The sequence below is a fragment of the Bradyrhizobium sp. 62 genome (assembly GCF_023073035.1).
GTDB lineage: Bacteria > Pseudomonadota > Alphaproteobacteria > Rhizobiales > Xanthobacteraceae > Bradyrhizobium.
The window spans coordinates 916,375-931,354 of record NZ_JADPIT010000032.1; the positions used below are offsets into that span (position 1 = coordinate 916,375).

Annotated in this window: 13 protein-coding genes and 1 pseudogene; 9 read left to right on the top strand and 5 right to left on the bottom strand. The window is 61.9% G+C overall.

Annotated features, from left to right (window positions below; all coding sequences use genetic code 11):
• Positions 1-347 precede the first annotated feature (347 nt).
• The gene (locus IVB47_RS33600) at positions 348-704 is read right to left on the bottom strand and encodes a hypothetical protein (RefSeq protein ID WP_247407976.1); all 357 of its coding nucleotides are present in this window, start codon (positions 702-704) and stop codon (positions 348-350) included.
• Between the two features lie 16 nt (positions 705-720).
• Between IVB47_RS33600 and IVB47_RS33605 the strand changes: the two genes are divergently transcribed.
• The 4 genes from IVB47_RS33605 to IVB47_RS33620 all read left to right on the top strand — a co-directional run bounded on the left by IVB47_RS33605 (position 721) and on the right by IVB47_RS33620 (position 4,093).
• Entirely contained in the window at positions 721-984 is a 264-nt protein-coding gene (locus IVB47_RS33605) for a hypothetical protein (RefSeq protein ID WP_247467971.1), read from the top strand.
• Between the two features lie 93 nt (positions 985-1,077).
• Positions 1,078-2,166, top strand: coding sequence for an AI-2E family transporter (locus tag IVB47_RS33610; protein ID WP_247282356.1), 1,089 nt, complete (start codon positions 1,078-1,080; stop codon positions 2,164-2,166).
• A gap of 155 nt (positions 2,167-2,321) precedes the next feature.
• Positions 2,322-3,530 carry an acetate kinase gene (locus tag IVB47_RS33615; RefSeq protein WP_247467974.1) on the top strand — a complete coding sequence of 403 codons (1,209 nt, stop codon included), beginning with the start codon at positions 2,322-2,324 and terminating at the stop codon, positions 3,528-3,530.
• A 104-nt stretch (positions 3,531-3,634) separates the two neighbouring features.
• Entirely contained in the window at positions 3,635-4,093 is a 459-nt protein-coding gene (locus tag IVB47_RS33620; protein ID WP_247433464.1) for a potassium channel family protein, read from the top strand.
• Here the strand turns inward: IVB47_RS33620 and IVB47_RS33625 are convergent.
• Positions 4,071-4,754 carry a helix-turn-helix domain-containing protein gene (locus IVB47_RS33625; protein ID WP_247467977.1) on the bottom strand — a complete coding sequence of 228 codons (684 nt, stop codon included), beginning with the start codon at positions 4,752-4,754 and terminating at the stop codon, positions 4,071-4,073. The genes IVB47_RS33620 and IVB47_RS33625 overlap by 23 nt on opposite strands.
• A gap of 318 nt (positions 4,755-5,072) precedes the next feature.
• Here IVB47_RS33625 and IVB47_RS33630 point away from each other — a divergent pair, with 318 nt between their 5' ends.
• Together IVB47_RS33630 and IVB47_RS33635 are read left to right on the top strand one after the other, a co-directional pair.
• On the top strand, positions 5,073-5,696 hold the full coding sequence (locus IVB47_RS33630; RefSeq protein WP_247467981.1) for a response regulator: 624 nt from the start codon (positions 5,073-5,075) through the stop codon (positions 5,694-5,696).
• 197 nt (positions 5,697-5,893) lie between these two features.
• Positions 5,894-6,268: a response regulator gene (locus IVB47_RS33635; protein ID WP_247282358.1), complete on the top strand. Its 375-nt coding sequence runs from the start codon at positions 5,894-5,896 to the stop codon at positions 6,266-6,268.
• Between the two features lie 12 nt (positions 6,269-6,280).
• On the opposite strand, the gene IVB47_RS33640 is transcribed toward IVB47_RS33635, so the two are convergent.
• The 3 genes from IVB47_RS33640 to IVB47_RS33650 are packed head-to-tail and all read right to left on the bottom strand — an operon-like array spanning position 6,281 to position 9,500.
• Entirely contained in the window at positions 6,281-6,892 is a 612-nt protein-coding gene (locus IVB47_RS33640) for an invasion associated locus B family protein (RefSeq protein ID WP_247359648.1), read from the bottom strand.
• Between the two features lie 29 nt (positions 6,893-6,921).
• Positions 6,922-7,800, bottom strand: coding sequence for a dienelactone hydrolase family protein (locus IVB47_RS33645; RefSeq protein WP_247467985.1), 879 nt, complete (start codon positions 7,798-7,800; stop codon positions 6,922-6,924).
• An 11-nt stretch (positions 7,801-7,811) separates the two neighbouring features.
• Positions 7,812-9,500 (bottom strand): transporter, encoded by a 1,689-nt coding sequence (locus IVB47_RS33650; protein ID WP_247467988.1) that lies wholly within the window; start codon positions 9,498-9,500, stop codon positions 7,812-7,814.
• A gap of 130 nt (positions 9,501-9,630) precedes the next feature.
• On the opposite strand from IVB47_RS33650, the pseudogene IVB47_RS33655 reads away from it, so the two are divergent.
• The 3 genes and pseudogenes from IVB47_RS33655 (at position 9,631) to IVB47_RS33665 (ending at position 14,968) form a co-directional block, all read left to right on the top strand.
• Positions 9,631-10,304, top strand: a pseudogene (locus tag IVB47_RS33655) (YoaK family protein).
• Complete coding sequence (locus IVB47_RS33660; protein WP_027569344.1) at positions 10,301-12,010, top strand: SulP family inorganic anion transporter; 1,710 nt, start codon at positions 10,301-10,303, stop codon at positions 12,008-12,010. Before IVB47_RS33655 ends, IVB47_RS33660 begins: the two are co-directional and overlap by 4 nt.
• 204 nt (positions 12,011-12,214) lie before the next feature.
• Positions 12,215-14,968, top strand: a complete 2,754-nt coding sequence (locus IVB47_RS33665; RefSeq protein ID WP_247467990.1) for a decarboxylase — start codon at positions 12,215-12,217, stop codon at positions 14,966-14,968.
• The last annotated feature ends 12 nt before the right edge of the window (positions 14,969-14,980 follow it).

The window sequence follows — 14,980 nt, forward strand, 5'->3', positions numbered from 1 at the left end:
CAAGCCAGTCAGCGCCTGTCGGCGCGATCGACCGGACCGCCGCGGTTGGTCGGAGTGCCGGGCCGCACCGCTTCCCGTGCGGCAGCGCGCGCGACGGGACGCACTCCCAAGACGACGCCTGGCCTCGCGACGCAATGCGCCGGATAGTCCACGTTTTGGCAGTATATAATGACGTTGGCGCTTTCAGGACTCGCGAGAACCAGCTCGGTCGTCATGAATGCAGCTGCTAGTCCGATGCGCCTCCTCTGTTCGAAACCGCAAGTCGATGTCAGCGCTCCTGCCTGGCGTGCTGATCCAGATCAATGGAGGTATCGCGCTCGCGCTGCTCGAGAGAATCCGAGGCAAATCTACCAGCCGGAATAGTAGCTCCGCCTCGCGTAGTAGCCGCCATAACCGCCATAGCTTCCGTAGGCGCTGTAGGCACTGGGCGGACAATAATCATAGCCGTATCCTCCGCCGTAAGAGGAGTATCCGCCGCCGTAGTAGGGATATGCACCATAGTAGCCGGAGCTTGCGATCGCGCCACCGACCACCGCCCCCGCGACCACTGCGCCGGCGCCCCAGCCACGGTAGCCTCTAGATCCGTAACCTCTGTAGCCATATCCGACGCCGCGATACCCCAAGCCACGATAGCCCAATCCCGCTCCGCGGTAGCCTCCGCCCCATCCGCCGCGATAACCCCAGCCTCCGTAACGCACTTTCATCACGTCGTTATCAAGCGTGGCTCTCATCGCGCCAACACTGGTGGGCAAAGGCGCTGCTTCGCTTTCGGGCACGGAAATCATGGCGCTCGCGACAGTAACAATTGCTGCAAATGCCCCTTTGATGAACCTCATCATGTCCTCCACCTGGTTGAAATCTCGACTAACCGGCGGGGGAAGCATTCCGTCGCGCCGGCGGCATGACCGTGCACATGAAATGTTGCGATCGTCGCAAGCGTTTCAGGCCAAGCGTGAGCTGAACCCGCCCGGACTTCAGCTGTAGGAGAGCCGCGACGCTTGATCTGGATCAAGCCAGCTGAGCGAGAGCAGGGGCTAGTTCGCCTCAGCATGCGCGGCATGAGCTGAAGGCGAGTCCGTGAAAACACTCCGCCAGATATTCTCCGGAGACGAGATCATCCAGCTTCTCATCCGGCTGGGGTTGCTGGGGCTGTTGCTCATCTGGGCGCTCCTCCTGGTCCGCCCATTCGTGCCCATATTGGCCTGGAGTGTCGTGCTTGCCGCTGCCCTTAATCCGGTGTTTCGGCGCCTCAGTGACATTCTCGGTGGCCGACCGAAGCTTGCAGCAACGATCCTTACTCTCGTCAATCTTGCTGTTGTGATCGGACCCGCGACCTGGCTGGGCATGGGCGCGGTCGACGGGATCACCGATCTTGCCGCCCAAATGACGGCTGGCGAACTGCACGTGCCTTCGCCGCCGCAGTCTCTCAAGGATTGGCCCGTCATCGGCCCTCAGCTCTTCGATCTCTGGGACCAAGCGACGACCAATCTCCGATCGCTCTTGCGCGCTGTGGTGCCCTACCTGAAGCCATTCGCGGCGACCCTGCTCGGATTTGCCGGCAATGCCGGGGTAGGTACGGTCAAGTTTCTGCTGTCGGTGGCGGTGGCCGGGGTGCTGTTTCCGTATGGACCTCAGCTCGTGGGGGCGGGGCGCAGCTTTCTGTCGCGCGTCGTGCCCGACCAGAGCGAGCACTTTCTCGACCTGGCAGGTGCCACGATCCGTGCTGTGGCCCAAGGCGTGATCGGCGTCGCCATCATCCAGGCATTGCTGGCGGGCATCGGATTCAAGGTGGCCGGCATCGCCAGCGCGGGGCTGCTGGCATTTGCGGTGTTGTTGTTGTCGATCGTGCAAATAGGCGGCGCTATTGTCATCCTGCCGGTCATCATCTGGATCTGGACCGACAAGGAATTTCCGATCGCGCTCCTGCTGACGGTGTTTTTCGTGATCGTTTCGGTTCTCGACAACATCCTGAAACCACTTGTCATGGGCCGCGGCCTGACCACGCCAGCGCTCGTGATCCTGATCGGGGTGATCGGAGGAACCCTCTTCCATGGGATCATCGGCCTCTTCATCGGACCTATCATCCTATCTGTGGTCTGGGAGCTGACGGTGGCCTGGATTCGTACCGAACGTGCCGTGCCGGCGAAACTGGCGATCGAGCTTTGACCCATATCAATTCGACCGAGCCTTTCAGGTAAAGCGATACAACCACGAGGTCGGAACGTGGTGGTGGAAATGTCTGGCCCGCCTGGTCCAGCTGCTGTGGCCGCCGGTGCTGATGCAAGGCTTCGACATGCTCCGACGAGTGCGACGTGAGTGCCATGGATACTATCCTTGTCATCGATGCCGGCTCTTCCCGCCTCAGGTTCCGGATCTATTCGATCGAAGGAGAAGGAAGCCTGCGGCAACAGATCAAGGGACGGATCGACGGGATCGGGCGTTGCCCGCGACTGCAAGCGAGCAGCGCCGGCGGCGATCCGCTTGCCAATCGCTGCTATCCGATCGACGCAGTGCCGGATATTCCGGCCGCACTGAACATTGCAGGCACCTGGTTGCGGGATGAGCTTCATATCAGCCCCATTGCTATCGGGCACCGCGTCGTTCACGGCGGTGCAGAGCATGACCGGCCGGTCCTGATTGATCATGGGATCCTGGCGCGCCTGGAAGGAATGACCGCGTTGGCGCCGCTTCATCTGCCGCATAATCTGGCGCCCATACGATCGATCCTGACTGACTTCCCAACGCTGCCGCAGGTCGCCTGCTTCGAGACCGCATTTCATCGAGCCCATGCTGCGGTGGCCGATCACTACGCGATCCCTCGTGGGCTTCATGCCGAGGGCGTACGGCGCTATGGATTTCATGGCCTCTCCTACGAATACATCGCGAAGACCTTGCTGAGGGCTGCGCCGGAAATCGCGATGGGACGCGTGATCGTCGCGCATCTCGGGAGCGGCGCATCAATGTGCGCCCTCCATGGAGGACGGAGCATCGAGAGCACCATGGGCTTCACCGCGATTGACGGACTGCCGATGGAAGCGCGACCAGGGCAGATCGACGCCGGAGTTGTGCTTTATCTCATCTTGGAGAAGGGAATGGCGGCGTCCAAGGTGCAGGAGTTTCTTCACGGAAATTGTGGGTTGAACGGCCTCTCGGGTCTCAGCGGCGATGTCCGTCAGCTCGAGGCAAGTGAAGATGTCAACGCGAAATTTGCGATCGACTATTTCGTTCACTGGATCGGGCTTAACGCCGGTATGCTCTCAGCTGCGTTGCAGGGGCTCGATGCGTTCGTCTTCACCGCCGGGATCGGCGAAAGCTCCGCGTCGATCCGTTTGCGCGTGGCGGAGCGGCTCGCATGGCTCGGTGTCGAGCTTGATGTGGCGCGGAACGCGCGGCAATCCCAGCTGATATCGTCGTCCGCCAGCCGCATTCCGGTTTACGTCGTGCCATCCGACGTGGATCTCATGATCGCGAGACACACGTTGACGCTGCTGATGAACAGCGGCTCGACAGCACCAAAGGGGGCATCGTGATCGGTTCTCCTTGATCTGTGTCGCAGTCAAGCCTTGAGGGTTTCGTGGTCGGCGCTTGCCGGATCATCGGACGACTTCTTCGATGTCCGCACTAGGAGTGCGCAATGGCGGTCCAATTCCTGCTCGGTACCTTGATCAGCGTGATCAACATCATGATTCACGCGTTGGTGACCGTTGCGGCCATCGACATCGCCCGTACTGCCGGATTGAAGCACACGGGGCGGCCCCGGTCCCACCTGATGGCGGTGATGGTCACCGCCGCTGTCATTCTGATGGTCGCGCACACTGTCGAGGTTCTCATTTGGGCGCTCGCCTATGCGACAGTCGGCGCGGCGCCTCCGGGAAGCGATCTGCTATATTTCACCTTCGTGAACTACACCACGCTCGGCTATGGGGACATCACGCCCGTGGCGGGCTGGCGGCTGACGGGACCCATGACAGCGATGAACGGCATCCTGATGTTTGGTTGGTCAACCGCAGTTCTTTTCGAGGTGCTGCGCAAGACGGTTGAGCATCTTGCGGCGATCGCGGCGCCCCAGTCTAGTTCTGGAGATCGAGGCTAGCGAGCTTCAGCCTGTCCAGCAGCACGATTTGGCGCTGAGTGTTTCCGATGAAGCCGAGGATACCGAGCTCATGCAACCGCGATAGTGCGCGGGAGACGGTTTCCAGCGTTAATCCGAGATAGTCGGCGATATCACGCCGCGACATCGGCAGCGCCATGATCCCGGCCGCCGTCAGCCGCTTGTCCATCTCGATCAGGAAGGCCGCGACCCGCTCCAGCGACGTCTTGCGGCCGAGCAGCAGCATATGGTCTTCAGCATGCGGAAGGTTGGTGGTGGTCATGCTCAGCAGGTTACGAGCCACCACGGCGTCGTCCTGCGCAACCAGCTCGAGACTTTGGCGCCTCACGAGGCGAACCGTGGTGTCGACGATCGCTTCCGTCGTGAACCTGTGCGCGCTGCCGTTTTCCAGCCCGAAGATGTCGCCCGCAAGATGAAATGCGCCGATTTGGCGTCGGCCGTCCGACAGGAGCTTGTAGCTTCGCACAGCACCCTTCTTCACCTGATAGACGTACTCCGCGGCCTCCTTTTCGCCGTAGACTTCCGAGCCCTTCTTATAGGTAAATTCGTTTAAACTGATGATTGGATTTGACTCGGTGTTTAGCCCGAGCTCCCGGAGCGAATGAAGCGGCGAAGAGGCGTCGGCAGCGGTGCGAACGAACATGGCCAACTCCCGAACTGATGGTGGCGCGATATTTCCATGGCCGGGAGTAAGGAGCCGCCGAAAATCCGCTTCCCGCGAGGGTTGTTTAGGTCATAAGTGGGGTTTTCAACCATTGTCTGTAGGTGCATTGTACCAAGGTACAGGTAGGGTTCGATGCGCTGGATTGAGAACCCGTCAGAGTGTCTGTCAGATGGTGCGGCAATATGCCGAAAACGGACGCTCCGTTCGCGGTTGTGGCATCCCAATCTGGCTGCTTTGCTCAGGCATTAACGGCACGTCTGGTTTCTGCATTTGAAGTACCCGTCGAGGGAGAAAAACTTGCCCGGCTTCGTTTATGTCGTGGACGACGACGCATCCTTCCGGATGGCGATCCAGCGTCGACTCAAACTGGCCGGGTATGAAGTTGTGACCTACGCGTCCGCGCAGCAGCTACTGGATGATCCGCCAGGGTCCAGCCATCCGGGATGTATCTTGCTTGATGTGCAGCTTCCGGGCCTGAGCGGGCCGGAGTTGCAAACCTCGCTCCTCCAATGCCGGTCGCCGCTGCCCATCGTCTTCCTGACCGGACATGCCGATACCGCGACGACGGTCCGTGCGATCAAGGCCGGCGCGGAGGATTTTCTGACCAAGCCGGTATCGTCAGAACAGTTGATCGATGCGATTGAGCGCGCGATGGCTCAACAGGAGGCGGTGCGCAGCCAACAGAGCAAGCTCGATTCGCTGCGTTCTCGCTTGACGTCTCTGTCGCGGCGTGAACGACAGGTGTTCGACCTGATCGTACGCGGCAAAATCAACAAGCAGATCGCCTATGAGCTTGGAACGACCGAACGTACGGTGAAAGCGCACCGCCACCAAGTGATGACTAAGATGCAGGTACTGTCGTTTGCCGAACTGGTGTCCGCTGCCGAGCGGCTCGGTCTTCTGGATTCGGAAAAGGCGTAATGCAGGCCTATTTTCGTGCGCTTCGTCAGGTCTGCGGTGAGACCTGTACGATGGGCCAATATGAAATGTTATTGACATAGTTCGGCCTGGACCGCCTACATACCGGCGTCGTTTGCCGTCGGATTAGCGCAGGAACCATTGCCGCGTAGCGTCGTTGCGACGCAAGTGCCGGGTTTCCAATCAGAAAGACGGGTCCATTGTTTGCACGTAAGTCGATTTACGTCGTGGATGATGATTCATCGATGCGCCGAAGCTTGGAGCGGCTGCTTCGGAAGCACGGCTTTGATGCGGTTGCTTTTGATTCCGCCGCCGCGCTGCTTCGTTATGGCTGCATCGACGAGGCGTGCTGCATCGTTCTGGATATCAATCTGAACGGAGAGTCGGGCATCTCACTCCGCCGCAGGCTCGCTAGCGAGGGTGCCACGACCCCCATCATCTACATTACCGGCAACGACTGCCAGGCGAATCAAGTGGCCGCGATTCAGTCCGGGTGCGCCGCCTATCTGGCCAAGCCCTTCGCGGCAAGCGCACTCATCGACTCCATTGAACGCGCCTGCGCCGGGCATAACTGATCTCGCCGTTGCTCACTCCTCGATATCCTGCTCCAGCGTCTGAGCGGGCGCGCCATTGTGAGCTGAGGCGAATTGTGCCAGCGGCAACGATGTCGTCAGAGACAGAAGATTGGAATCGGTGACCTCGAGCACCAGCGCCTTGCCGGCTTCCATGTCCTTGACGAACTTGGGATCGGCGGCGTCGGCGGCGATACAGGCATTGCTCAGGCACCAGGTGTAGGGCAACGACTGGGAATGTCCCTGATCGACGGTCAGCTTGGCAGGCCGTTGCAGATACATCCCGACGGGGACAAACACTTGTAGCCGGGCAGTGGGGTCGGCGTCACGCTCGATCAGGTCCACGCGCACCGCCATCTGGCCCGTTGCAAACTTGCCGGTGATCGAGGTCCGGCACAGCATCGGCGCACCGCCGGGCTTGACGCAAAGCTTCCGCCAGTCGCCATAGGTGATGTCTCTGGCTTCGCGCTGTCCGCGAGGCGCGAATTCGGTGGGTTTTGCCTCGCGCGCATGCTGTTGCGCTGCAGCATTCTGGGACGAAGCGGGTGCGGCAATAGCCGTTGCGAACAAAAGCAACAGATGGGCTCGCGTAGGCTTACGTCGCGGCTTGAGAGCAGGGTTGATCATATTGCGCCTCCAGGCGTCGGCGTCTGCGGCTACTTTTGCGCATTGAGGAATTTTTCGACCAGTGGTGACCACGTCGCGATCGTGTCGGGCGAGCCGATGAAGAAATGCCCTTCGTTGCCAAAGGGCGGCATCAGATGATATTCGGCCCTGCCGCCGGCAGCGGTAAAGGCGTCATGCATGCGCTTCGACAAGGCCGGACCGAAAAACGTGTCGTTCTCGATATAGAACCACAGCATTGGCACCCGCGAGGTTCGGCCGAAATCGGCAGTTGCTTCGACCAGCTTGTCCGGTGCGCAATTGTTGTTGGGTTTGCCGTCGACGCGCCCGCCGCGTCCTGCGGCGAACGTGATGATTGCCTTCACCTGCGGTGGGTTTGCGCTCGAGAGCGCAATGGACGCCCAGCCGCCCGCGGACTGTCCGACGACGACCACGTCCATCGGCAGAACGCGTTTCTCGGCCACCATGTAGTCGATGATCCAGAGATCGACCTGCGCCACCGCACGCCCGGCGTCGTGGAAGTTCGGATTGGTGCAGTTTCCGACCTTGGAGAAGAACGGTCCATAGAGACCGTGCTCGGGAATATCGATCGCGGCTGCGCCGTAGCCGGTGCCGACTGGTGCCACCACGAGGTAGCCGCGCTTGGCAAACCACTTAGCGGCGTCGCGGAACTCCACCAGCGGGAAGAAGCTGCGATCGACGGCCTTGAGCGACACGCCGTGGTTCATGATCGCCAGCGGGAAGGGGCCGTCGCCGACGGGCCGCACGACATAGGCGAACATCGGCAGCGGTAGCGGCAGGGCCCACGTCTCTTCCTGGATCCGGACATTGTCGTCGGCGCGTACAGGGGCAAGAAAGCAGGCCGAAATGCTCAATGCCGCCAGGTAGGTCACTGTTGACCGCAAATTCACGCGCGCCTCCTTCAACCGGCGAAAGTGCTGGCCACGATGATCGGTCCAAGCACGGTCAGCACAACATTGCCGACAGCGTAAGGCACGGCGACCCCGAGCACGGGCGTCTGGCTTTCTGCAACTTCGCAGGCGCCGGTAACGGCGGCGTCGACGGTCATGGCGCCGGCCAGCGCGCCGCAGATGATGACCGGGTTCATGCGGAGCACGCGATGGGCAAACAGGGTCGTCACGATCAGCGGCACCAGCGTGACCACCAGGCCCATGCCGACCAGCAGCATGCCTTGCGACTGGATCGCGACCCAGGCTGCGTGGCCGTTGCCGAGCCCGATCGCCGCGATGAAGCCGCCAAGGCCGAGATCGCTCAGCGTCTGCTGCGCTGCGGGCGGCATTGCGCCCATTGTCGGCCGCCGCGAGCGCAGCCAGCCGCAGAAGAGCCCCGCAATCAGGGCGCCGCCGCCACCTCCCAACGTCAGGGGCACCGACCCGATCTTTACGCTTGCGAGACCGGCGAGCAGACCCACGGCGATGCCTGCGGCAAGGAATGCAATGTCGGTGCGATCTTCGGAGCGCAGAATCTGTCCTACATGCGAGGCGGCGCGCTCGATGTTGCGGGTGCTGCCGACCAGCGTCATGACGTCACCGACATAGACGCGGGTGTCCGCGCTCAAGGGGACTTCACGTCCCATTCGCGTCAACGTTCGGAGGAACACGCCTCGTGCGGCATCGCCGACACGATCGGCCACGTCCTTGACGGAGCGGCCGTGGAGCTTGCGATTGTCGACAAGGACGTCGATCACGTTGCCCGGAAGCGCCTTCAGGATCTCATCGGCGTCGATTTCTGTGCCAACAATCGGTTTCGCGGCGACAATGGCGGCGGTGCGTCCCGCAATGACGATGTCGTCGCTCACTTGAAGGACGGTGTCGCGATGCGGCTCGACATCGGCGCCCTGGCGCACGATCCGCTCGATCACGCTGCGGCTGCCGATCTCGTCTTCGACGGCGCCGACGGTCCGTCCCGCCGCTGCCGACACCCGGTACGCGCGCGCCTGGAATTTTCGATAATGCAGATTCTCATTTTGTTGCGGGTTGCCACCCGAAAGCTCCGCCTCGAGCTTTGCAGCTTCCGCTTTCAGATCGATCCCCATCAATTTCGGCGCGACAAACGGCACGTACAGGAGCGTGAGGATATAGCCGAGCACGTAGGTGACGGCGTAGCCGGCGGCGATATTGGCGTCCTGCTGGTGCAGCACCTCTTTGGCCAGTCCAAGCTGGGCTAGCGCGCCAGATGCGGTGCCGATGACCGACGACTGTGTCAGAGCTCCCGCTGCAAGACCGGAGGCGGTGCCGGGACCGAGCGCGAACACATGGGCAAATACGAGAACGATGATGAGGCCGGTACCACCAAGCACGAGCGCGAGCGCGACCTGAGCCAGGGTCCGGATGCTCAGCGAGGCAAAGAACTCGGGTCCGGACCGGTAGCCGATCGTGAACACGAACAGGCTGAAGAGAATGACCCTGAGCAGGGAAGGAAACGTGAAGGTGCCGAGCTGCCCGATCAGGACGGCAACGATGAGCGTGCACGCCGTGGTGCCGATCGAAAAGCCGCGGATCCGGACGCGGCCAAGAATGGTCCCGAGCGCGACTGACAGCAGCAGGAAGATTTCCGGGGCGGCGGAGATGATCCATCTGACCGTGCTCATGGTGCAGGCCCTCCAGCCATTTGCGCCAATCTGGTTGGTGATACCCGGCGATGCTTGATCCAGATCAACCCTCGCGATCGGCCAGACGCTCCCTATTCAAACGCAGGATTTCAGAACCCGACGTTGGGACATGAGCACGATGGATGCCACCGCTGCTTCGTCGATACGCCGCGACGAAACGCTGCCAGTCGCGCTGTTGCTGGCCTTCACCGGTGGCTACCTCGACGCCTATACGTGGATCATCCACGGCGTCATGGCTAACGCCCAGACGGCCAATCTCGTCCTGCTGTGGGTCCATGGCTCGGTCGGCGACTGGACGAAGGCGCTCCACTTCGTCCCACCGATCCTTGCGTTCGCGGTCGGTATTGTCGCCGCGTCATGGCTGCGTCGGGCGGCGCGCGAGCGCGCCAGTGCCATCAGCACGCTGCTCGAGATTCTCCTGCTCGTCATCATCGCAGTCCTGCACAATCGCTTGCCGGATCTCGCGGGAACGCTTGGGATTTCGTCGTCGCCGCCGTACAGAGCGCCGTTTTCACGAGGGTTGAGGGCGTGCTCTACAGCTCCGTCATGATCACGGGCAACATGCGGCAAGCGATTGAAGGCATGTTCGCTGTGGCCTCCCGGAATGGCTCGCTACGGCCGCCGGGCATTTTTGCTGTCTTGTGCATCACGTTCGGCCTTGGCGCCGCTCTTGGCGCCTTCGCGACCAAGCAGATCCCGGATCTGGCGCTCGGTGTCCCCGTGATCGCGCTCCTGGTTGTGCTGTTGCGTTGCGAAAGTCCGGACGACGAGGCCAGCCCATGACCTCATCGGACCGTAGATCGCGCCGGCCCTTCCTGTTTCCGCCCGCGGCTTGGCTGGCGGGGTATCACAGTGCCTGGCTGCGTTCGGACGCGATCGCCGGAATCACCCTCGCGGCTTATGCGATCCCCGTGTCACTGGCCTATGCCACGCTGGCGGGCCTGCCGCCCCAGATCGGAATCTACGGCTACATGCTCGGTGGCATCGGCTATGCGCTGCTCGGGTCGTCGCGCCAGCTTGCGGTCGGTCCGACCTCGGCGATCTCGCTGATGATTGCGGCGACGGTTGGGACATTGTCCGGCGGAGACGCGGCGAAATACGCCGAGATCGCAAGCCTGGCCGCATGCGCGGTAGCGCTGCTGTGCCTGATCGCATGGTTGTTCAAGCTCAGCGTTCTCGTCCGCCTGGTGAGCGACAGTATCCTGGTCGGCTTCAAGGCCGGCGCGGGACTTACCATCATGATGAGCCAGTTGCCGAGCCTGTTCGGCGTCGCCGGAGGCGGTCACAATTTTTTTGATCGCGCCATCAAGCTCGCCGGTCAGCTCGGCGGCATCAATTGGCTGGTTCTGGCGATCGGAGCCCTCGCGCTCTTGTTCCTGCTGGTGGGAGAACGGCGGCTGCCCGGAAGGCCGGTCGGGCTCACGATCATGGCGTTGTCGATTGTCGTGGCGACATTGCTTGGCCTTCCGTCCCTTGGCGTTCCGGTCACCGGGAAAATCCCAGAGGGATTGCCGGCTATCGGGTTGCCGAGTTTTGGCCTGTTGGAGCCCGACGAGCTCTTCCCGCTGGCTGCGGGATGCGTGCTGCTGGCCTATATCGAAGGCGTCTCCGCCGCCCGCAGCTTTGCTGCCAAACACGGCTATGCGCTCGATGTCCGGCAGGAGTTTTTGGGGCTGGGCGCGGCGAACCTCGTTACCGCCTTCGGCCACGGCTATCCCGTGGCCGGCGGGCTGTCGCAATCCGCGGTCAACGACAATGCCGGAGCGCGCACGCCGCTGGCTCTGGTGATCTGCTCGGTGACGCTTGCGCTATGCCTGCTGTTCTTCACGGGGTTGTTGACGAACCTGCCCAAGGCAGTGCTTGCGGCGATCGTCTTTGCCGCCGTCTACAGGCTGGTGGACATCCGCGCGCTGTTGCGGATGTGGCAAGTCAGCCGCATCGACTTTCATGCCGCGGCGATTGCGCTGCTGGCCGTGTTGCTCCTGGGGATATTGCAAGGCGTCCTGCTGGCGGCCATTGCGTCGATCGTTCTGCTGCTGGCGCGGGCCTCGCGTCCGAATGTCGCGTTCCTCGGCCGGCTCCCCGGTACCGGCCGTTACTCCGACAATGCGAGGCACGATGGCGTCGAGCCATTGGTCGGCATCATCGCGTTTCGACCCGAAGCCTCGCTGCTTTACATCAATGCTGAAACGATCCTGGAAACAGTGTTAGGCACCTTGCCGCTATCGGTCGGCGTCAGGCTGGTTGTCTGCGATCTGTCGGCGTCACCCTACATCGATCTGGCCGGCGCGCGCATGTTGCATGATCTCTATGACGAACTCGCCTCCCGAAATATCACCTTCCGCATCGTCGGCGCGCACGCGCAATTGCGCGATCTGCTGCGGGCTGAGGGGCTGGCGGAAAAGACCGACAGCGGGGCGTGGCTTCGTTCGGTCGACAGCGTGCTCGGGGAAAGCATGACCGGACAATCATCTGATCCCAATCCGTAGGATCCGCCCGACTTATTGGCCGGTCGGCTCTGATGCGATCTCACCATCGTCCTCGATCCGTCATGCGGCAGCGCTTTGGACGATGTCGCACCGGAAATTACTCCAGGCCTCTTCAAGATGCTCGACCCTTGACTTGGATCAATAGACCGAGGTGAGCGGGCACCACGATCCTAGCCGTGACATCGCAAAGATCCGGAGAGAGACATGTCCAAGGACGCCAAGGCTGCAGAAAAGCGCATCGATCAGTTCATTTCCGGGCCCGGCGGCCGGGCGGACGACTGGCGCGATCTGGTCGAAGCAGCCAAAGCATGGGCGCGCGCCGGCGATCGCGCCAGGTACGATGCGGCACTGGCCGATCTCTCCGTCATTGAAGAGTTTCACGGGTATCCCGGGCTACAACTGATGGCCGCTTTGCGCGAAGCGGCCTCGGCCGGGGATGCGGCGGGTTCAGTTGGTCTTGCGACGCGGATTACGCAGGCCCTGATGACAAGATCCTTCCGCCAACATGCCGGCGATTGGGATCCCAAGGACGACGGCAGTGGCGACGCACCCGAACTCGTGTCCTCGACTTTCGGCTCACATGCAGCCCGGCGACCCTATTTCGAAACGCTGGTCGTCACCGGCATCTCCTCCGAGAAGTGGCCGGCTCTCGCTGCCGAATGGCGCAAGTTGCGCCGTCCGGTCGATTCTTTCGTCTATGAGCCGGTGATCGTCGGCAGCCTCGAAGACGCCTTTTGCGCGACAATGCTCAACCCCAATATCGCCGCCGTCGTCATCAACGAAGGTTTCGGCCTACGCTCGCGTCACGACGCGCCGATACTCCGCACCATGACCGCCGCCGCCGGCATCAATGACGAGGCGGACGCGTCCGCGCTCCGGCTCGCGCACGTCATCAAGCGGGTCCGTCCCGAGCTCGACATCTATCTGATGTCGAATCGCGACGTGGAGGCAATGGCGGGGAACCCCGAAGCCAATGTGGTCCGGCGGATATTCTACTCCATCGAGGAGCTCCTCGAGCTCCATCTCTCTATCCTCGAAGGGATCCAGGACCGCTTCGATACGCCATTCTTCGACAATCTCAAGAAATACGCGCAACGCCCGATCGGCACGTTCCACGCGCTGCCGATCGCTCGCGGCAAGTCTGTCTTCAGGTCGGACTGGATCCGCGATATGGGCGAGTTCTACGGCTTGAACCTGTTCCTGGCCGAAAGCAGCGCGACCACCGGCGGCCTCGACAGCCTGCTGGAGCCGACCGGCACCATCAAGAAAGCACAGGACAAGGCGGCGCGAGCGCTCGGCGCCGATCGCGTGTTCTTCGTGACCAACGGCACCTCGACTTCAAACAAGATGGCAGTGCAGGCGCTGCTTGGGCCGGGCGACATCGCGATCGTCGATCGCAACTGTCACAAGTCGCACCACTACGGCATGGTGCTGGCCGGCGCCCAGCCGATCTATGTCGAAGCGTTCCCGATGACGGAGTATTCGATGTACGGCGCGGTGCCGCTGAAGACCATCAAGCAGGCGCTGTTGAACGCGAGGGCCGATGGCCGGCTGGACCGCGTCAAGATGCTCGACCTGACCAACTGCACCTTCGACGGCCACATCTACAACACCCGCCGGGTGATGGAGGAATGTCTCGCGATCAAGCCGGATTTGATCTTCCTGTGGGACGAAGCCTGGTTCGGCTTCGCGCGCTTCTCGCCGTTCCTGCGGCGACGGACCGCGATGGGCGCCGCCAACGAGATCGAGGCCTGGATGCACGACCCGAAATCGGTCGCGGCTTACGAGAAGCAGCAGGCCGAGCTCGGCAAGACTCCGTCGGATGAGGTACTGCTCAAGACCCGACTGGTTCCCGATCCGCGGCAGATCCGCTTGCGCGTCTACCAGACCAACTCGACCCATAAGTCGATGTCGGCGATCCGTCAGGGCTCGATGCTGTCGGTCAAGGACGTCGAATTCCACACTGTCGAGCAGCAATTCAAGGAGGCGGTGTTCACGCACGCGTCGACCAGCCCGAACCAGCAGCTCATCGCCAGCCTCGACGTCTCGCGTCGCCAGATGGAGCTCGAGGGCTACGGCCTGGTGGCCAACGCGATCGAAATCGCGTTCGCGATCCGCAGGGCGGTCAACGGCAATCCGCTGATCTCGAAATACTTCCGGATTCTCGGCGCGGACGCGATGGTGCCGGCGCAATATCGCCAGAGCGGCTTCACCGACTATCTCGCAACAGGCATGAATTGGGCGAGCATCCTGAAGAGCCTGGACGACGACGAGTTCTGCCTCGATCCGACCCGCATGACCTTGGTGTGCGGCACCGCCGGCTACGACGGCACGCAGTTCAAGGGCATCCTTGCCAATGATTACAATATCCAGATCAACAAGACGTCGCGCAATTCGGTGCTATTCCAGTCCAACATCAACAACACCCGTAGCGATGTTGCGCATCTGGTGAGGGTGCTGGCCGAGATCGCGGGCGAGGTCGACCGCGGGCTGGTTCAGGGCGGTGCCAATGCGAAGAAGACCTTCGATGCGCGGGTCAAGAGTCTGATGACCGATGTGCCCGACCTGCCGAACTTCTCGCAGTTTCACGACAGTTTCCGTGGCGATGCCGGCACCAAGACCAACGAGGGCGACATCCGCAGCGGCTTCTACTCGGCCTATGACGCAGCGGGATGCGAATATATCCGGCTCGGCGATTCCGAGATCGACCGTCGCCTCAAGGCCGGGCCGGACCTCGTCTCCGCGAGTTTCGTGATCCCGTATCCGCCTGGCTTCCCGATCATGGTGCCGGGGCAGGTCATCACCCAGGAAACCATCGACTTCATGCGCAAGCTCGATGTGAAGGAAATCCACGGCTACGACGCCAAGGAAGGGCTGAAGCTCGTACGCGCCGAAGCCCTGGCAAAGATCGGTCGGCCCAAGCCCGGCGCCGCGCCGAAGCTGAAGGCCGCATCATAATAAAGGGGACGG

Bases quoted from the DNA above. Each gene is read 5' to 3' on its own strand.
- IVB47_RS33665 (WP_247467990.1), top strand. From the start codon at position 12,215: ATGTCCAAGGACGCCAAGGCTGCAGAAAAGCGCATCGATCAGTTCATT.
- IVB47_RS33660 (WP_027569344.1), top strand. From the start codon at position 10,301: ATGACCTCATCGGACCGTAGATCGCGCCGGCCCTTCCTGTTTCCGCCC.
- IVB47_RS33650 (WP_247467988.1), bottom strand. From the start codon at position 9,500: ATGAGCACGGTCAGATGGATCATCTCCGCCGCCCCGGAAATCTTCCTG.
- IVB47_RS33600 (WP_247407976.1), bottom strand. From the start codon at position 704: ATGAAAGTGCGTTACGGAGGCTGGGGTTATCGCGGCGGATGGGGCGGA.
- IVB47_RS33640 (WP_247359648.1), bottom strand. From the start codon at position 6,892: ATGATCAACCCTGCTCTCAAGCCGCGACGTAAGCCTACGCGAGCCCAT.
- IVB47_RS33615 (WP_247467974.1), top strand. From the start codon at position 2,322: ATGGATACTATCCTTGTCATCGATGCCGGCTCTTCCCGCCTCAGGTTC.
- IVB47_RS33620 (WP_247433464.1), top strand. From the start codon at position 3,635: ATGGCGGTCCAATTCCTGCTCGGTACCTTGATCAGCGTGATCAACATC.
- IVB47_RS33625 (WP_247467977.1), bottom strand. From the start codon at position 4,754: ATGTTCGTTCGCACCGCTGCCGACGCCTCTTCGCCGCTTCATTCGCTC.